Genomic DNA, 17741 nt, shown 5'->3' on the forward strand with positions numbered 1-17741 from the left:
AACTGAGAACAGCATGCATATTCCTGCTATTTTTGCCGAAGAAAACCTAGAAAATATCATTGGATTTATCGCAGCCAACCCCTTAGCGACCTTGGTTGCTCAAACCAAAGATGGCATCGAAGCCTGCCATATACCGCTCTTCTGGCATAACGATAACTTTATGCCTGATGCTAGTGTTGGTGTTGGTGTTGGTGTTGGTGTTGGTTCTGATGTTAACTCTAATGCTCAGCACGGCTATCTTTACGGTCATTTCGGTCGTAAAAACCCTATTTATCAGAACACCTTACCAGATACTGCGTGGTTAATTATTTTTCAAGATTCTGGACATTATATCAGCCCCAACTGGTATCCTAGCAAAGCGAAAACCCATAAAGAAGTGCCCACTTGGAACTATCAAAGCGTCCATATTCAATCCAAAATTGAACTGCTTGAAGACGCCGATACACTGAAATGGATATTAGCAACCATGACTGCGCAGCAAGAGGTACTATCCGACCATCCTTGGTCATTAGATGAGGCACCTGCTACTTATATTGATGCTATGTGCCGAGGGATTATTGGCTTTAAGCTGCCCATCGATTCTATACAAGCCCAATTTAAATTAAGCCAAAATAAAACCGTAGAAAATATCACAGGTGTGATTAATGGTTTAGCGCAGTTAAAGACAAATGATGCGGCAGAAATGGCGATGAAAGTTGCCAATCAGAATAATGGCTAAGACGAGACTTTCTCTCTTTACCATAAAAATCTATTGTTAAACATTTTGATAGCGCAGGGCTCTTTCAATTTGCAAAAAAGCCACCATTAATATTATCTTACTTTATGGATATCGATGAGGTTTTGATGAGTAAACACAACAAAAACCACAATCAGCCTAGCCATAGCCAACCTGATGTCGTGCGTATGCGCCTCGATAAGTGGTTGTGGGCAGCACGATTTTATCGCACTCGCAACCTTGCTAAAGAAGCCATCGAAAGCGGACGGGTACATTATGCGGGTAGCCGCGTAAAGACCAGTAAAGAGATTATGGTTGGTGATGAACTACAGATTCGTCAAGGCTCAGCCACTGCCATGACTGAAAAGACCGTCGTCGTTGAAGCACTAACGGCGCAACGTGGTAATGCGCTCGCTGCTGAAGTTTTGTATTCAGAGACTGAAGAAAGCGAAGAGCGCCGCGCTTATCATGCTGAGCAGCGTAAACTTGCCAATCTTGCACGGCCTGATAATAAACCCAACAAAAAAGAGCGCCGTGACCTTCAACGCTTTAAGCACAAACAAGAGTAAGCTGGTCAAAGTACGACCTTAGATCATAAATAATATCATTGAAAATTCGTGAACAGATGACCGTATTGTTTAGCTTCTACTCTTGCCATTCAAGGCATTAACCGTTACGCTGACAGCCGATTTACTTAATTAATTGCATGCTAATAAAAGCCGCACTAACATGCCGGTCTCTTATAGCATGTTTTTTTGTTATACAAGGTCATATTATGCTGATGAAAACCTGTACTCCGTCTTCTGTATTATTGGTTTGTTTGGGAAATATTTGCCGATCGCCAACGGCTGAAGAAGTCTTTCGTCAGCAAGCAGCGATTGCTGGATTGTCAATCAAAGTAGATTCAGCAGGAACGAGTGACTCGCATATTGGTCATGCGCCCGACACTCGCTCGCAACGCCATGCAAAAGCGCATGGTTATAAAATCAATAAACTGGTCGCCCGCCAAGTCAGTGCCGATGACTTTCGTAATTTCGATTTAATTCTAGCGATGGATACACAGAATTTAGCTGATTTACAAGCCATCAAAGACAGCTTGATAGAGACAGAAGACAATTTGGCCAAGTTGGCTTTATTTAGTGAGGAAGATCCTACTTATGGCGGCGACGATGTGCCAGATCCTTATAAAGGTGATGGTGATGACTTTGAAGAGGTGATTGAGCGTATTGAGTCAAGCGCACAAGCGTGGATTGAAAGCTGGAAAGCTTGCTAACGATAAAGCTAACTTTCTGCCACCTTTGTGTCTTTCATCCTTTATAATAAACACTGTGTAATTCATTATCTATCTGCCACATGGGCTATGTTATGACCTCAGTTTCACGCTTGGATTCTAGTACTCAATTTGCCATGACCACTGATTTGCCACCGAGCTTATTGACCCGTAAACTAGTCGATTTGTCACATGGTAATACCATGGCCTTAGCCTGTGTCGCGGATACTGTCGTGACACTGACGGCTGAAGCACAGCTTGACGATTTTATGGCAAATTATACAAAAGACATAGCGAAAAACAAGCCATTATTTGTGTTGTCTGGCGGTAGTAATGTGTTATTGCCAGCGCATCTGAATGCTATCGTATTGCAGCCCCAAATGCGCGGCATCAGCCTAACCGCTCAGACAGATAGCCACGTCGATATCGCAGTAATGGCAGGTGAAAACTGGCATGACTTGGTGGTGTATACGGTCAGTCAAGGTTGGTATGGGCTAGAAAATCTGGCACTAATCCCGGGGCTAACTGGTGCGGCACCCGTACAAAATATCGGTGCTTATGGTGTCCAACTAGAAGACTGCTTACAGTATGTACGAGCCTATCACTTACCCACTCAAACTTGGCATCATCTCACAGCCACGGACTGCGAGTTTGGCTATCGTGACAGCATTTTTAAACGTGCGCCTAATACTTGGTTAATCAGCTGTGTTGGATTCAGATTACATACCGATGCAACCAAAATCCTAACCAGCTATGGTGATGTGCAAACCGTTGCACAACGCTATGCCGAGCAAGACGATCGTACGCAGCCAGTGCCTGCGGATATCATGCAAGCGATTATCGATATTCGTCGACAGAAACTCCCTAACCCCAAGCAACTGCCAAATTGTGGTAGCTTTTTTCAAAACCCCATTATTCCTCAATCGCAATTTATTGCTTTACAATCGACCTACCCTACTATCGTCGGCTACGCTATGCCTGATGCCATGGTAAAGGTTGCGGCAGGCTGGTTGATTGAACAGACAGGTTTGAAAGGTGGTGGTATTGCACCGATTGTCACCCATCAGCAGCAAGCCTTGGTGCTGACCAATCATGCCCCTTATTACGCCACTCAAGATGATGTAGCAGATGCCCAACGACATATCATCAATACGGTTTATGAAAAATTTTCGATTCAGTTAGCGCGTGAGCCAGTTTGGGTAAATGCTGACGGCTCTATTGGGTATGATGAGCATGTGGTCTAAGCGGCTATTATCTAAGCGACTATGGCGTTATTACCTGCGTTCAGCTGAGCGTATGATAAAGCTATTTCGCATTATTAATATTACCTTTTTACTTGGTTCAACGACTGTTATTTTAGTACTCATCAGCCTATTCACGCCGCTGTTCTCCCAAGCGATTGTTTATCTATTTACGCTTTTGCCATTGCCCAGCCTACCCTCTGCTGCCTTGAGTTCACCGCCTACCGCTTATGTGGTGTTAGGCGGCGGACTAACCAATGATCATGACAATCAGATTATTCTTAATAGCTACAGCCTCAACCGTGCCCGTACCGCTGCCAGCGCTTATCACGACTTACCCCTACCTATTGTACTAAGCGGTGCTGAAGCGCCGTGGCTCGGTCAATGGCTCATTGAGCATGGTATTGATGGGTTGATAAGTGAAAATGCCAGTATGAATACCTGCGAAAATGCGCGTTTTACCGCCAAACGTATTCCCCTGCGTCATGTGTATCTCATTACTGACAGCTACCATATGGCACGTGCTCGTAGACAGTTTGCCTTAAACGGTATCAATAGCACACCACTTAGCGCCCCTTTACCAGTGAGCCGTGACTGGATGAAACCTGCGCAAAACTTAAGTCATTCTCGACGCGCTGTTTATGAGGTTGCCGCTTATTTACGCGATGTGATACGTCCTCAAATGAATTGTCGTCATGCCAACGACGTGACCTCACAGCAGCTGTTAACCCCTAGAGGTAACGCAGCAAAAAAACCTGACGAATAAAGTTAAATACAAGCAGGTAGCCAATTCAATATCTTTTGAGAACTTACCCTAATCACTACCGGTCATCCACTATACTTGTGATGAGTGTATAATAATAAAAGAAAATGCTATTTAAGAGAGTTACCATGCTCAGTATATTTTTATTAATTCCATTAAGTCTCATGCTATTTGTGGTTGCCATTTGGGCAGTACGTTATGCTGTCAAATCAAATCAGTTTGAAGATTTGGACAATGCATCACAGCGCATCATATTGGATGATCGCCAAGAGCGTCGGCAAACCATACAGGCTCATGATTACTCAGCGCCTATTTCGCAGAATGACGATACCACAGCGACTGATATAGTCGCTGATGATAAGGTGAGCCATCCTGATATAGAGTCAATTGATCATGCTGACCTTGATAAACAGCCAAAAATCTAGCATTGAGCCACCTTATCTATAGTACAAGCTATTAAAAGTGTGAATATATGGCAACCGAGCGCAAATCGTACGACTTAGTACATTGAATGAGGTGACTGCCATAACCACTTATCAAGGCTTGTACTATCTGTGCAACCTACTGTTAAGTGTTGGTTAAAGGCCGATTGCATGCGTAGGTTTGCTTTTCATTTTTTAGGAGAATCGCCCCATGACCACCGCTTTACTTGTTGCGGCACTACTGATGGGATTTTTTGGTTCACCGCATTGCTTAGGCATGTGTGGCGGTCTGGTGACAGCATTTGGGCTATCGATGAAAGACGTCAGCCCTACCAAGCGCCGTGCTCTTGTGGCAACTTACCATTTAGGTCGTTTGACCAGTTACGCATTTTTGGGTTTGATGGCAGGCCTGATTGGCACCACTGTGCTAGAACCCTTAATGAAAGGTAATAGTACGCCACGTATCTTGCTAGGCTTGGTGTTAGTGTTCGTCGGCGTGACCATGCTTGGCGCACCATTTTTAAAAAATCTTGAGCGTTTTGGTATGCGATTTTGGCAATATCTCAGCCCACTTCGTCAAAAAGTATTTCCACTCAATACCTTTCCGCGAGCATTAACGGCTGGACTGCTTTGGGGATTTTTGCCTTGTGGATTGGTTTATGGTGCATTATTGATTGCAGTGGTCGCTCACAATCCACTAAGCGGTGCCGCACTCATGTTTGTGTTTGGCTTAGGAACCGTACCGATGCTAGTCGCCACGCACGAAACCGTTGGCTGGTTACGTGACAAGATTGGACGTTTTCGCTTGAGACAGCTTAATGGCGCTGTCATGGTATTATCTGGCTTAGCCGTTGTGTTTGTCCCTATAGCAATGTCTAGCATGCATGGGGGGCATGATATGTCCAATATGCAAGGCGATCATATGCAAATGAGCGATTCAGAAATGACGGATATGCCGATGGATACAAATATGGATCACAGCAGCCATAATATGATGCCAACTGATAACAGTACGACCCCCCAAGGTATGGATCATAGTATGCATGATATGAGTGATGGCGCGATCAACATGAACCACGATGAACATTCTGAAATGATGGAACAAGCTCAATAGAATCATCAATAATAGATATTGTTAAAATATAAAATCATTTAACATCGAAATCTGCCATATAGAAAAGCCCTTAACATCAATCATGACGTTGAGGGCTTTTATGATTCCGACAGCTGTACACTATAGTAGAACTGACGGCTTATAAATCACTACTCTTGCCACTGCTCAAGGGTAAACTTAGTATCTAAATGCTTCTCTAGCGCTGGTATATTAAAAGCATCATCTTCACTCACAAAACTAATGCTGATGCCTGTTTGTCCAGCACGACCCGTACGGCCAATACGATGCACGTAATCATCTGGCTGATCAGGCAAGGTATAATTAACCACGTGGCTAACATCATCGACATGGATACCGCGTCCTGCGACATCAGTTGCCACCAAGATAGAAGCATGACCATCTTTAAAACGCTGTAAATACTTTTCGCGTTTTTGTTGAATGACATCGCCTGACAACATCACAATTTTATGCGCTTGACGCAGCTTATGATAGAGACGCTTGACTTGGTCTTTACGATTGGCAAAGACAATCACTTTATCCACTGCCGTATCACTGATGATACGCTGCAACGCTTCTAATTTTTGATCTTCTGTCAGTAAGTAAAAGTGCTGATCGACTAACTCACTGGTTTTATGTTCTGGCTCGATTTCAACAAACTGCGGCTCATGCAACCAGCGATAGGCTAGATTCATCACATCTTGGTTAAAGGTGGCAGAAAACAGTAAGCTTTGACGGTCTGTATTGGCTGGCATCCGACCTACCAAACGCTTGATGTCAGGGATAAAACCCATATCTAGCATGCGATCTGCTTCATCTAACACCAGTACTTCCACTCGATCTAAATAGACCATGCCTTTATTGGCAAGATCAATCAAACGACCAGGTGTCGCGACCAAAATATCAACGTATTGACGCTCAAGCTCATGCTGCTGAGTCTCATAATTGGTGCCACCCATGATGCAAACACTGTGTAGCGAAGTATATTTGGTCAAAGCGATACAATCATCAAATATTTGCTGAGCAAGCTCGCGAGTGGGTGCCATAACAACGGCACGTGGCTCACCCAAATAACGCTCTTCATCATTGGTAAAAGGACGTTTAAGCAAGGCTTCCATAATAGTCAATAGAAAGGTTGCCGTCTTACCAGTACCCGTCTGCGCCTGTCCAATAGCATCTTGATTTGCCAGCGTATGCGGTAATATTTGTGCTTGAATGGGCGTCAATGCCATAAAACCTAGATCGCTTACGGCACGTAAGGTCGGTGCTGAAAGTGGCAAATCAGTAAACGTGGTAAAATTACTCAAAAAAATATCCTTTTAAATTAATCACTTGTTCATTACTAATAATAAGTAGACTCATGATAAATAGGCTCATGATAACCCGTTATATTGCTGTCTAAATTAAGCAGCAACAACAATATGAAATCTATATACAGCTGACTGAGATACGGGCATAAAAAAAGCCAAGCCTAACGCCTGATCCTACCAAACATACTGATTTTTACTCAACATGGGTAAGATAAAACGGGCTTGACTCAGTAGTATATCAGTAGTGTCTACAGACATTATAGCTAAACCGCTCTAATGACTGGATAGATTACTCTTCTACTTTTCTGACTTCTTCAGCTTGAAGGCCTTTATCACCTTCTACCACACTGAATTCGACCTTTTCGCCATCTTTTAGAGAACGATAGCCATCACCTTGAATCGCGCGGAAATGGACAAAAATATCTTCTCCGCTGTCACGTTGAATGAAGCCAAAGCCTTTTGAGTCATTAAACCACTTAACGATACCTTGCTCACGAGCTGACATAATATTGCTTCCTAAAAAAGTCCGCTTAGCCCCAAATTCCTTTGCAAAATTGCATATAAACGGGATCTAAGATGATGAAATCAAAAACTTAAGAGTACTATCCTCACTTCTGTTATCTACATATCGCATCTATAGCAAATAACGGTATGTAGCAACACAGTGAGTATTTACAAACATAACGACTGTCTTACTGATTGCTCTACTTCGGCAGTAGCAACAAACTTGCAATAATTATTGCATAAAAAATATCATAGCACGGGTTTTTAGCAACATAAAGACTTTTAACATGATTTTTTGGCTTTAGCTTTATTTTTCCTGTAATTTTTTTATAACCTCGCCATCAAGCTGTTATCATAAAGAGAAAGCTTTGATTAAACTGTGCAATTTTACGCTTATGCCATTTTATGCTTATATAGTATCTAAACCTTATAACAAATAATAAATCCTCAACCTCGTTTCATCGTTATAGAGACCATTATGACCTCTCCTTCTCAGTCTGTACCAACCGTTACGCCTTCGGAGCAAAATGCCGATAAAAAACTCACTCATAAGTTATTGCTGGTTAATGGGGTCAATTTGAATTTATTGGGTAAGCGCGAACCTGAGATTTATGGTCATACGACACTAGCAGATATCGAGGAGCGTCTGATCGCACGCGCAGCTCAGCACGGTATTGAATTAATATGTATACAATCCAATCATGAAGGTAAACTGATAGATGACATCCAATATCATGGACTTTTAGCGGATACCGCGCTGCAAGTAGATGCCATTATCATTAACCCCGCCGCCTTTACTCATACCTCGGTTGCGTTACGTGATGCGCTCTTGGCCACACAAAAACCGTTTATCGAGGTACACTTATCCAATGTGCATGCGCGCGAGCCATTTCGGCATCATTCTTATCTAAGCGATGTCGCCGTCGGTGTTATTTGTGGTTTGGGGCATCTGGGTTATCAAATGGCATTGTCCTACTGGCTTGATAGCCTCTACTCTGTCACAATCAGCGATTAATGCTTAATCCTGATAACCGAAAACCATGAATTGTATAACTATGCTTTATCAATAGCACACGAGTTAAACAGCAATTGTTTGACTAAAATACTAAAATTATGGCTGAGCAAACAACCCACTATATGGTGATATGAATGGCAAAATCGTCTGGAAAGCGCTTTATGAAATTGGCTGGCATGACAGCAAGCATTGCCGGCAAAGCAGCTAAAAACTCATTTAAGCACCTCTCAAGTGACGAAGAAAAACGTTTGCAAGCACGCTCAGAGCTGATGCAAGATGTGGGCATTCAGATAGCCGAAACCTTGGGTGAAATGAAAGGCGCGGTGATGAAAGTCGGGCAAATTGCCTCGCAATATAAAGACGTGTTCCCACCAGAAGTAGCAACAGCATTAGAAAAGCTACAAAAAGATGCGCCGCCCATGCCCTATGCGCAGATACGTGCACAAATTGAGCGCGAGCTTAAAGCGCCTGTTGCAGAATTGTTTAGCGAATTTGAAGAAACACCATTTGCGGCGGCTTCCATCGGTCAAGTGCATAAAGCCGTTTTGCCATCTGGTCAAAAAGTGGTGGTTAAAGTTCAATATCCTGATGTCGATGAAAACTGTGATAGTGACCTCAAACAAGTACGCATGGCACTAAAAATCGCGGGTGTGCTCAATATGAGCAAACAGTTGCAAGAGCAGCTATTCAACGAGATTCGCCAAAGTTTACATGATGAATTGGACTATATTAAAGAAGCGCATAACTTACGAGTGTTCGGCGCATTTCATGCAGAAGACAAAGGTCTTATTATTCCTAAAGTCATTAGCAGCCACTCTTCTAAACGGGTTTTAACCTTAACAGAAGAGATGGGAGAAACCCTAACCGTCGCGGCGACTTGGGATAATGACATCAAACAAGACATAGCCAAGCGTCTGTTCCACTTTACCGCAGGACAACTATTTGGCTTATACCGTATGCACTGTGACCCACATCCCGGCAACTTTGCCTTTCGCAAAGATGGCAGTGTGGTGGCTTATGATTTTGGCGGCATTCGTAGCTATAGTGACAGCGAAGTTCAATTGTTCCGCCGTTTTGCCAAGCATGCCATTAAAGGAGATGTGACTGCCCTTGAGCAGGACCTCATCGCTCTTGATATTCGCCGTGATGACGATAAAAATATCCCCGGAGAGTTTTATGAGAAATGGCTATCCATTGGGCTAAAGCCTCTGTCTATTCAACCTTATCAACAAGGCGCTTTTGATTTTGGTCAAAGTCAGGTTCATCACGAAGTCATTGCTCAAATGCGGACGTCGTTGAAGTACTTTGGTCAATTCCAACCTTCTGCAACTACCATGATGCTAGATCGCACAGTGTCAGGACAATACTGGAACTTGGTCAACCTCGGTGTTGAAATTGACTTATCACCGCTCGTTAGTGAATACATTGATGTATAACGATATAAAATATACATATTTACGAAAGCAGACAGCGCACAAACACTACTAAATATGCAAAGCATGTCCACAACGATCACAGAATTCTGCTGCAATGGCATGACCGAACTTGCCACAATTAGGACAGGTGACGGGATTGAGTTGCGGACGCATATTACGTGCCAGCTCAGAAGTAAAAATCCCCGTTGGCACTGCAATGATCGAATAACCCGTAATCATGACCATGCTCGCAATCGCTTGACCTAGCGGTGTTTTGGGTGACATATCACCGTAACCGACCGTGGTCATGGTGACGACTGCCCAGTAGATAGACAGCGGAATACTGGTAAAGCCATTTTCAGGGCCTTCTACCACGTAAATAATCGAGCCGAAAATCGTGACCAATAATACCAGCGACAAAAAGAATACCGTGATTTTTTGCTGACTGGTTTTAAGCGCCGAGGCCAAAAATCCCGCTTGTTGCATATAAGCTTTGAGCTTGAGTACGCGAAACACACGTAAAATACGCAAAACCCGTATCACTAATAGATACTGTACCCCCACAAACATAAGGCTTAGGTAACTTGGTAGCACAGACAATAAATCGACTACCCCAAAAAAACTAAAGACGTAACGCACGCGGTTTGGTGCTGAAAACAACCTGAGCGCATACTCTATCGTGAATAAAATGGTAAAAAACCATTCAGCATAGAAGAATATAGTGCCATATTGCAGGCGCATGTATAGCACACTGTCAAGCATGACCACAGCCACACTGGTCAAAATCGCAATCAATAATACAATATCAAAAAGTTTACCCAAACGGGTATCTGTGCCTTCAATAATAATATGAATGCGGTTGCGCAGGTGGGTAATGGCTTCAGCCGTCGGTTGCTTCATATAGTCAGTAGTATCGAGTCAGTAGCGATATAAAATTAATGGCTTGATGGCAACCAATGATTTAAAATACGCTGGATAAGGCCAAGTTAGTCAAAATAGATAAAATTGGTTTATAATATTGCTCACAGGTCACATGTGAATACAATCACTAAGTTGCCACAGTGTAGCAAAAAAGCACTCTCAACAAAATACAAATCGTTAACGTGTCGGTAGCTCTGTTACTTCAAAGAGATAGCGCAAGCTATATCATAGAAACAGGTGATCTGAGGTGTGTCATCATGCAGATTGAAAAATCTTAAAATGTATAAATACGCTCATTCATGACACACTCATAGTGAAAGATTGTTATTAAAACTTGTTTTAAGCACAATAAATAATACGCAAAACTTAAGGATGTTATATGGCAGGCCATTCAAAATGGGCAAATATTAAACACCGTAAAGCCCGTCAGGATGCGGTAAAAGGTAAAGTATTCACTAAAATTATTCGTGAAATTGTCTCTGCTGCCAAGCAAGGTGATCCTGACCCTAACAAGAATCCGCGCCTACGTGCTGTCATTGAAAAAGCCCTATCTGTCAACATGACGCGAGATACCATCAACCGTGCAGTAGCTCGTGGTACAGGCGGCGATGACAATGACAATATGGACGAAGTAAGCTATGAAGGCTATGGCATCGGCGGCGTCGCAGTACTTGTCGAAACCTTGACTGACAATCTTAACCGAACAGTCAGTGAAGTACGCCACGCCTTTACCAAAAATGAAGGCAATCTAGGTACTACTGGCTCGGTCGCTTATCTATTTAATAAGCGCGGTGAAATCATCTTTAATGATACAAGCCTAGAAGATGAAGTCATGCTAGTGGCATTAGATGCAGGCGCGCTTGATATCGAGAATGATGGTGAAAGCTTGCTCGTCATCACTGAATGGGAAAATTTCGGTCACGTCAAAGATGCGCTTAATGCTGCAGGTTTGGTCTCTGACAATGCTGAAGTGACCATGGCACCGTCTACCAGTGCTGAAATAGACAATGTCGATGATGCACTAAAAGTCATGAAAATGATTGATATGTTAGAAGATATCGATGATGTGCAAGAGGTTTATAGCAATGTAAACTTTTCTGCTGACGTAATGACCCAGCTTGAGCAATAGTTTTATTTAGCAACCCTTTATGTGTCACACATCAAAAAGCCAAACGTTTTAAATGTTTGGCTTTTTTGTTTAGAAATATGTGACGAGCGCTTCGTTCCTACTAAGTTTTGCAAGTGACACCTTCAAGCGCTAGCAAGTATGTTTTCTTATCTAGTCCACCTGTATAACCACCAAGCTTACCATCGCTAGCAATGACTCGATGACACGGAACGATAATGCTAAAAGGATTTTTACTATTAGCATTAGCAACCGCGCGAAACCCTTTGGGACTAGCGACATTTTGTGCCAGTGTCGCGTAGCTTATTGTTTCGCCATAGCCAATATCTTGTAACGCTTGCCAAACTCGTTGCTGAAACTTGGTTCCTAAGCTTATATCTAATGGCAAATCGAATGCCTGACGATCACCTTTAAAATACGATTTTAATTGCGCTATAGTCTCTATGAGTAGCGCTTGGGCAGGCTCATTTCCGCTTAGGCTATCCTCATTGATAAACGTAAAGCTCTGATCGACAAGCCCATAGTGTTTCTTAAGTTTGGGAATAGATTTTGAGCTATGCCAAGAGTCACCTGCTATCAGCCAATTGACTTCTACTAGCTTAGGGCGACTATGCTCATTGACACTCGCAATTAACGTTAGCTGGTGTGCTCCAAAAGCGGCTGTGGTGACTATCATGATGCTTCCTTTCAAATGATGATATTTTCAAAAATCGTTCATCGACTAAAACAACCTATCAAGCGCTACTCTTTATCATCGGTCTCAAATAATGCAGCGACAAATTGTTTTGGACTAAAGGCACGTAAATCATCAATCGACTCACCGACACCAATATAACGAATAGGAACATCCGTCGTTTCGGCAATATTAAAGACCACACCACCTTTCGCAGTACCGTCTAATTTGGTAATAGTAATACCCGTTAATGGTACGACTTTGTTAAAGAGTTCTACTTGATTAATCGCATTTTGACCCGTACCAGCATCGAGGACAATCATACCTTCGTGCGGTGCGCTTGGATCAGCTTTACGCATGACGCGTACCACTTTTTCAAGCTCTGCCATCAGGTGTGTTTTATTCTGCAAGCGTCCAGCAGTATCAGCGATTAATACATCGATATTTTTTGCTTTGGCAGACTGCATGGCATCAAAGATAACAGAGGCGCTATCAGAGCCATGACCTTGGGCGACGACTGGAATGTTATTACGCTCACCCCAAATTTGTAGCTGTTCAGTAGCAGCGGCACGGAAGGTATCGCCAGCAGCCAGCATAACGGATTTACCTTCGCCTTGTAAGCGCTTGGCAAGTTTACCAATCGTCGTGGTTTTACCGACACCGTTGACACCCACAACTAAAATCACAAAAGGTTTTTTGCTGGTATCAATAATAAGTGGTGCGACTTTTGGCGTTAAAATATCAACCAATTCAGTTTGCAACGCTTTATATAATGAATGCGCATAAATCAAATCACCACGATCTGTCTGCTCGGTCAGACTTTTGATAATACGATTGGTCGCATTGACACCGATGTCGGCGACCAGCAGTTGATCTTCAACTTCTTCCAATAGCTCATCATCAATCTCTTTGCCACCGATCAGAATACTGACCATACCTTCGGCAAGATTTTTACGCGACTTACTTAGCCCCGTTTTCATGCGGTTAAACCAGCTGCCTTTTTTCTTGTTTTCTTGCAGCTCTGTAGATTCGATTTCTGCTTGAGTGGTCGCTTGTACCGCACTACCCGCAGGACTGACATTTGGGCTATCCCCAAGCTGCTCTTGTAATGGCATGGTTGGGGCAGTAGAAATAGTGCTAAGCTTAGTATCAATATTTTTATTATTATCGTTATCAGCTGATGAAGCGCTTATAAAGCTTTCAGAGGCGTTTTTGGACGTGCTTTGCTCTTCTGTCCTCACAATTGGCGCACCCAAAGCAATGTTTTGTGCCGCATCAGCACTTGAGACATCTTTGTTTATCGTGCTGTCTTTTTGCTGATCTTCGATGCTTTTTTCATTGGGCGCTTGGATAGAGCCTGCATCTTCTTTCTCATCGATAATGGGCACAGATTGCGAAGGCAGACTGGGTAAGGTAATATCATCGTCATCTAGGTCATCAAGATTGCCATCGAGATTAATGATTACACGACTGCTATTATTGGAGTTATTCATAAGCTTGCCCTAAAAGTTATCACGGTCAGTTATTTGATTATTTTAAATGGGTTGGTATGTCGTCATGTTTTTGCCATAGGTCATGACCCACGACAGTCAATTTTTAGCCTAGTTTATCATAATTCGAGTTGTGCTCAGACCTTACCATCATAGCCTATCGTCAATTTTTGCAAATCTGGCAAGTCACACCATCCCTTTAGAAAGTTTCGCTTAAGATTTGGCAACAAAAATCTGACCTTACACATGCTAAACTTCGCCTACTCTACCAGAGTTTATTGTAGAACAAGCCTTATTCCAAAACTTACCAATTACTTCACTATCGCTCACTCAATCCTCATTTTTAGGAATTATCTATGCCATCACTATCTAATACTGACAAAACGTACGGTAAAAAAGCAATCAGCATCAGCGCAGCTTTATTAGTAGCAACACTGGTACTATCGGCGACAGGCTGTAATACCACCCAAGAATTTAAGCCAACAGCCAGTGTGATGGTTGGGGCACATAAATCTTTATAAAACCTGCTATCTATCGCTAGTATTGAGAGTGTTCTAACCACTGATCAATTTACAAGTTGCCATTTTATATAAGTAGAATATACCATGCCACTGCCTTTATCACCGTCGCACTTACCTGCCGCCTCTCTACGTCTTGCCTGTGCCTTAGCAATAGCAACGACTCTTGCTGCTTGCCAAACCAGTACTATCAGCGCCAACACATTGTCGACTGCTCAGAAGCCAGTCATTCAAAATACCTTGGGTAAAGATGGGCTAAATACCGCTAAATCAGGTCAAGACATTCAGCCCTCATCAGCATTGACCATGGATATGTCAGGTCGACACGAATATCAATTAGAAAACGGTCTAAAGGTAGTGGTAAAAGAAGACCATCGCGCACCTGTGGTAATGACTCAAATCTGGTATCGAGTTGGGTCAGCAGATGAGCCACTGGATAAAGGGGGCATCTCACATTTGCTTGAGCATATGATGTTTAAAGGCACTACTAACGTTTCGAGCGACGACTATGAGCGCTTGATTGCTAAATTTGGCGGCGTCAATAATGCGTTTACCAGCTACGACTATACGGGCTATTACGAGCTATTCCCTGCCAACCGTTTTCCTTTGGCATTAGAGCTAGAAGCGGATCGTATGAAAAACCTACTTTTTAATGAGCAGGAATTTACCAAAGAGCACCAAGTGGTCATGGAGGAGCGCCGCCAACGCACTGATGATAATCCACTTGCCAAGGCTTATGAGTCATTTCGCTTATTGGCGCTCCCGAATAGTCCAAAAGGCGAATCCGTGATTGGTCCGATGGATGAGCTTGAATCCATTACCCTTACAGATTTAAAAGACTGGTATAAAACATGGTACGCACCAAACAATGCAACGTTAGTCATCGTTGGCGACGTTAAACCGCAAGAGGTGTTGGCTCAAGTCAAACGTTACTTTGGTGAGCTAACACCAAGCGATCTACCTAAACGTCCTGCCGTCAGTCAAAAAGGCTTCCGTGGCTATCAGCAAGTCGATTCCGAGCAAGCCGTACAAGTACCAGTATTATTAATGGGTTATAACGTACCCAGTCTCGTCACTGCTGGTGCAGCTAATGAAAAACAAGCTTATGCGCTCTCACTGGCTCAAGATGTATTAGACGGTGGTCTCTCTGCTCGCCTTGAGAGTCGATTGATACGCGAGCAAGGTCTACTTACCACAGTGGGCACTTCATATGACTTGCTAGATCGTGGCGATGGACTGTTTTTGATACAAGCAACTCCACGTGAAGGTGTCAGCTTAGAGCAAGCACAACAAGCCATTATGGCTGAAATAGAAAAGCTCAAAACCGATCCCATCGCTGCTGATGAAATCGAGCGTGCCAAAACCAATACGGTCACAGGGCTCGTCTATGCGCAAGACAGTATGGAAGGTCAGGCGCAGATGATTGGCTCATTACAGTCTATCGGTCTTGACGATACGCTGCTTGCCAAATTGCCCACCAAACTCGATAGCGTGACGATTGCTGACATACAAGCTGCTAGCAAAAAATATCTGGTAAAGGACAATTTAACAGTGATGCATGTCATTCCACCTAAAGACCAAGCAGCGACAGAGAAATAATCGTGCCGTGTTAGCTCTTTATTCGATACAAGTGCCAATCATAAAGACCTTATTTATAAGAAGAAAACCATGACTCAAAATAGTGATTTGTTGCAAAATAGAAAAAAAGCGTGCAGCTCAATACCATCAGCAACCGCCACAATGCAAAAACTGTCACATCTTAGTGTTGGCATCTTGCTAGGTCTAACAACGTTGACAGCACAAGCAAACACAACAGGTGCTGAAGAATATCGTGGCTCTGCGGCAGTGGATACGAGCGCACCGATTGCCGCATTATCAAAGCTAACCAGCCTTGACGATGATAAACCGTTAACCGTTACCATCCCAACGATTCAGCAGTTCAAAACCAAGGCAGGCGTTCCCGTACGTTTTGTACAAACAACAGCCTTACCGATTGTCGATATCGACTTGCGTTTTAACGCTGGTAGCGCCCGTGATGGCAGTATTAGTAACACAGGCTTTGGTATTGCTAATATGACTGCCACTATGTTGACACAAGGCTCTAAACGCTTAGACGAAAATGAATTTACTCGCGCTGTCGAAACCTTGGGTATCAATCTAAATAGTAGTGCTTATAAGGACATGTTTATTGTGTCACTACGTAGCTTATCTGATGATAAGCATCTACTTCCAGCCGTTGATTTAATGACTCAGATGCTCAGCGAACCCGCTTTTGACGACAGCATCCTAGCACGTAATAAAGCACGATTATTGGTTGGCTTGCAGCAGCAAAAACAAGATCCCAACAGCCTTGCTAGCATCGCATTTAGCAAAGCATTGTATGGCGAGCATCCTTACGCCCATCCATCAGCGGGTACGCTTGAAAGCGTTCCTACTATCGAAAAGCAACAGCTAATAGATTTCAAGAACCGCTACTTGGTCGCAGCAAATGCCTCTGTTGCCATCACTGGTAACCTAACCTTAGAGCAAGCAAAAAAACTTGCGGAAGATATCACTAGCAAATTACCGAAAGGTCAGCCTGCAACTGAGCTGCCTGAACCAAAACCACTGAGCCAAGCCAAGCACATTCATATCCCATTTCCAAGTACTCAAACCACCGTACTCATGGGACAATTGGGAGATAAGCGTGCCACCGATCCTCAGTCTCAGCAGAAGCAAACCAACTTTGCGGTTGGTAATGAGGTACTTGCAGGCGGTGATTTTAATGCGCGACTCATGACTGAGATTAGACAAAACTTGGGCTACACTTATGGCATATCAGGCTCTATGAATCCCATGCTGGCACGAGGACCGTACCAAATCGGTTTTTCAACGCGTAATGACAAGGCGCGCGCGGCCATTGATGCCAGCTTAGCCGTCATCAATGACACTTTAGAAAAAGGTATCACCAGCACTGAGATGCGCTTAACGACGGACAATCTTAAGAATAGCTTTCCGATGGGTTTTGCGAGCAATGCGGGAATTAATGGCTTACTTGGGATGATGAATTTTTATCAATTACCAAACAGCTATCTGACTGATTATGTCAAACGTGTGGATCAAGTAAAGCTATCAGAAGTCAATCAAACCATGCAAGATACCCTTAAGCCTGATGATTTCCTGATTGTCACCGTTGGACAAGAGGATCCTTGGAAAGATAAAAAGACCAATAAATAGCCGTACAAAGAAATGCTGGGCAACACTATTT

18 protein-coding genes are annotated in these 17741 nt (G+C 43.3%); 13 read left to right on the plus strand and 5 right to left on the minus strand.

Going from position 1 to position 17741, the window contains the following annotated elements; translation table 11 throughout:
• Window positions 1-13: 13 nt before the first annotated feature.
• The 7 genes from JMW85_RS08140 (at window position 14) to JMW85_RS08170 (ending at window position 5525) form a co-directional block, all read left to right on the plus strand.
• Entirely contained in the window at window positions 14-718 is a 705-nt protein-coding gene (locus JMW85_RS08140; RefSeq protein ID WP_201581412.1) for an FMN-binding negative transcriptional regulator, read from the plus strand.
• Between the two features lie 125 nt (window positions 719-843).
• Window positions 844-1284, plus strand: a complete 441-nt coding sequence (locus JMW85_RS08145) for an RNA-binding S4 domain-containing protein (protein ID WP_045453058.1) — start codon at window positions 844-846, stop codon at window positions 1282-1284.
• Between the two features lie 206 nt (window positions 1285-1490).
• The gene (locus JMW85_RS08150; RefSeq protein ID WP_055124912.1) at window positions 1491-1988 is read left to right on the plus strand and encodes a low molecular weight protein-tyrosine-phosphatase; all 498 of its coding nucleotides are present in this window, start codon (window positions 1491-1493) and stop codon (window positions 1986-1988) included.
• Window positions 1989-2122: 134 nt separating this feature from the next.
• A complete protein-coding gene (murB, locus tag JMW85_RS08155) occupies window positions 2123-3229 on the plus strand; it encodes a UDP-N-acetylmuramate dehydrogenase (protein ID WP_201581799.1) in 1107 nt (368 codons plus the stop codon).
• Window positions 3219-3992, plus strand: coding sequence for a YdcF family protein (locus JMW85_RS08160; protein WP_201539677.1), 774 nt, complete (start codon window positions 3219-3221; stop codon window positions 3990-3992). The genes murB and JMW85_RS08160 overlap by 11 nt, the downstream gene beginning before the upstream one ends.
• 125 nt (window positions 3993-4117) lie before the next feature.
• On the plus strand, window positions 4118-4414 hold the full coding sequence (gene ccoS, locus JMW85_RS08165) for a cbb3-type cytochrome oxidase assembly protein CcoS (RefSeq protein WP_201553777.1): 297 nt from the start codon (window positions 4118-4120) through the stop codon (window positions 4412-4414).
• A 208-nt stretch (window positions 4415-4622) separates the two neighbouring features.
• A complete protein-coding gene (locus tag JMW85_RS08170; protein WP_201581413.1) occupies window positions 4623-5525 on the plus strand; it encodes a sulfite exporter TauE/SafE family protein in 903 nt (300 codons plus the stop codon).
• 149 nt (window positions 5526-5674) lie between these two features.
• Here the strand turns inward: JMW85_RS08170 and JMW85_RS08175 are convergent, their stop codons facing one another.
• On the minus strand, window positions 5675-6829 hold the full coding sequence (locus JMW85_RS08175; RefSeq protein ID WP_201581414.1) for a DEAD/DEAH box helicase: 1155 nt from the start codon (window positions 6827-6829) through the stop codon (window positions 5675-5677).
• A 292-nt stretch (window positions 6830-7121) separates the two neighbouring features.
• A complete protein-coding gene (locus JMW85_RS08180) occupies window positions 7122-7337 on the minus strand; it encodes a cold-shock protein (protein WP_011513806.1) in 216 nt (71 codons plus the stop codon).
• Window positions 7338-7814: 477 nt separating this feature from the next.
• Between JMW85_RS08180 and aroQ the strand changes: the two genes are divergently transcribed.
• Window positions 7815-8351, plus strand: coding sequence for a type II 3-dehydroquinate dehydratase (gene aroQ / locus JMW85_RS08185; protein WP_201581415.1), 537 nt, complete (start codon window positions 7815-7817; stop codon window positions 8349-8351).
• Window positions 8352-8485: 134 nt separating this feature from the next.
• On the plus strand, window positions 8486-9787 hold the full coding sequence (locus JMW85_RS08190; protein WP_198329838.1) for an ABC1 kinase family protein: 1302 nt from the start codon (window positions 8486-8488) through the stop codon (window positions 9785-9787).
• A gap of 48 nt (window positions 9788-9835) precedes the next feature.
• Here JMW85_RS08190 and JMW85_RS08195 read toward each other — a convergent pair whose 3' ends face one another.
• The gene (locus tag JMW85_RS08195; protein ID WP_045446426.1) at window positions 9836-10666 is read right to left on the minus strand and encodes an ion transporter; all 831 of its coding nucleotides are present in this window, start codon (window positions 10664-10666) and stop codon (window positions 9836-9838) included.
• A gap of 400 nt (window positions 10667-11066) precedes the next feature.
• Between JMW85_RS08195 and JMW85_RS08200 the strand changes: the two genes are divergently transcribed.
• The gene (locus JMW85_RS08200; protein WP_045446423.1) at window positions 11067-11816 is read left to right on the plus strand and encodes a YebC/PmpR family DNA-binding transcriptional regulator; all 750 of its coding nucleotides are present in this window, start codon (window positions 11067-11069) and stop codon (window positions 11814-11816) included.
• 100 nt (window positions 11817-11916) lie between these two features.
• Here JMW85_RS08200 and JMW85_RS08205 read toward each other — a convergent pair whose 3' ends face one another.
• Both JMW85_RS08205 and ftsY read right to left on the minus strand, forming a co-directional pair.
• The gene (locus JMW85_RS08205; protein WP_201581416.1) at window positions 11917-12489 is read right to left on the minus strand and encodes a methylated-DNA--[protein]-cysteine S-methyltransferase; all 573 of its coding nucleotides are present in this window, start codon (window positions 12487-12489) and stop codon (window positions 11917-11919) included.
• A 65-nt stretch (window positions 12490-12554) separates the two neighbouring features.
• Window positions 12555-13979 carry a signal recognition particle-docking protein FtsY gene (gene ftsY / locus JMW85_RS14555; RefSeq protein ID WP_374220450.1) on the minus strand — a complete coding sequence of 475 codons (1425 nt, stop codon included), beginning with the start codon at window positions 13977-13979 and terminating at the stop codon, window positions 12555-12557.
• A 353-nt stretch (window positions 13980-14332) separates the two neighbouring features.
• Here ftsY and JMW85_RS08215 point away from each other — a divergent pair, with 353 nt between their 5' ends.
• The 3 genes from JMW85_RS08215 (at window position 14333) to JMW85_RS08225 (ending at window position 17710) form a co-directional block, all read left to right on the plus strand.
• Window positions 14333-14497, plus strand: coding sequence for a hypothetical protein (locus JMW85_RS08215; RefSeq protein ID WP_157908393.1), 165 nt, complete (start codon window positions 14333-14335; stop codon window positions 14495-14497).
• A gap of 84 nt (window positions 14498-14581) precedes the next feature.
• On the plus strand, window positions 14582-16093 hold the full coding sequence (locus JMW85_RS08220) for a M16 family metallopeptidase (RefSeq protein WP_201581417.1): 1512 nt from the start codon (window positions 14582-14584) through the stop codon (window positions 16091-16093).
• Window positions 16094-16162: 69 nt separating this feature from the next.
• Window positions 16163-17710 carry a M16 family metallopeptidase gene (locus JMW85_RS08225; RefSeq protein WP_201581418.1) on the plus strand — a complete coding sequence of 516 codons (1548 nt, stop codon included), beginning with the start codon at window positions 16163-16165 and terminating at the stop codon, window positions 17708-17710.
• Window positions 17711-17741: the final 31 nt, after the last annotated feature.

The organism is Psychrobacter glacincola, assembly GCF_904846075.1.
Lineage (GTDB): Bacteria > Pseudomonadota > Gammaproteobacteria > Pseudomonadales > Moraxellaceae > Psychrobacter > Psychrobacter glacincola_C.

What these genes read in the sequence shown, in the direction of transcription:
- murB (WP_201581799.1), top strand. Translation starts at nt 2,123, where the DNA reads ATGACCACTGATTTGCCACCGAGCTTATTGACCCGTAAACTAGTCGAT.
- ccoS (WP_201553777.1), top strand. Translation starts at nt 4,118, where the DNA reads ATGCTCAGTATATTTTTATTAATTCCATTAAGTCTCATGCTATTTGTG.
- JMW85_RS08205 (WP_201581416.1), bottom strand. Translation starts at nt 12,489, where the DNA reads ATGATAGTCACCACAGCCGCTTTTGGAGCACACCAGCTAACGTTAATT.
- JMW85_RS08220 (WP_201581417.1), top strand. Translation starts at nt 14,582, where the DNA reads ATGCCACTGCCTTTATCACCGTCGCACTTACCTGCCGCCTCTCTACGT.
- JMW85_RS08215 (WP_157908393.1), top strand. Translation starts at nt 14,333, where the DNA reads ATGCCATCACTATCTAATACTGACAAAACGTACGGTAAAAAAGCAATC.
- JMW85_RS08195 (WP_045446426.1), bottom strand. Translation starts at nt 10,666, where the DNA reads ATGAAGCAACCGACGGCTGAAGCCATTACCCACCTGCGCAACCGCATT.
- JMW85_RS08180 (WP_011513806.1), bottom strand. Translation starts at nt 7,337, where the DNA reads ATGTCAGCTCGTGAGCAAGGTATCGTTAAGTGGTTTAATGACTCAAAA.
- JMW85_RS08150 (WP_055124912.1), top strand. Translation starts at nt 1,491, where the DNA reads ATGCTGATGAAAACCTGTACTCCGTCTTCTGTATTATTGGTTTGTTTG.
- JMW85_RS08140 (WP_201581412.1), top strand. Translation starts at nt 14, where the DNA reads ATGCATATTCCTGCTATTTTTGCCGAAGAAAACCTAGAAAATATCATT.
- JMW85_RS08190 (WP_198329838.1), top strand. Translation starts at nt 8,486, where the DNA reads ATGGCAAAATCGTCTGGAAAGCGCTTTATGAAATTGGCTGGCATGACA.
- JMW85_RS08225 (WP_201581418.1), top strand. Translation starts at nt 16,163, where the DNA reads ATGACTCAAAATAGTGATTTGTTGCAAAATAGAAAAAAAGCGTGCAGC.
- JMW85_RS08200 (WP_045446423.1), top strand. Translation starts at nt 11,067, where the DNA reads ATGGCAGGCCATTCAAAATGGGCAAATATTAAACACCGTAAAGCCCGT.
- JMW85_RS08145 (WP_045453058.1), top strand. Translation starts at nt 844, where the DNA reads ATGAGTAAACACAACAAAAACCACAATCAGCCTAGCCATAGCCAACCT.
- JMW85_RS08160 (WP_201539677.1), top strand. Translation starts at nt 3,219, where the DNA reads ATGTGGTCTAAGCGGCTATTATCTAAGCGACTATGGCGTTATTACCTG.
- aroQ (WP_201581415.1), top strand. Translation starts at nt 7,815, where the DNA reads ATGACCTCTCCTTCTCAGTCTGTACCAACCGTTACGCCTTCGGAGCAA.
- ftsY (WP_374220450.1), bottom strand. Translation starts at nt 13,979, where the DNA reads ATGAATAACTCCAATAATAGCAGTCGTGTAATCATTAATCTCGATGGC.
- JMW85_RS08170 (WP_201581413.1), top strand. Translation starts at nt 4,623, where the DNA reads ATGACCACCGCTTTACTTGTTGCGGCACTACTGATGGGATTTTTTGGT.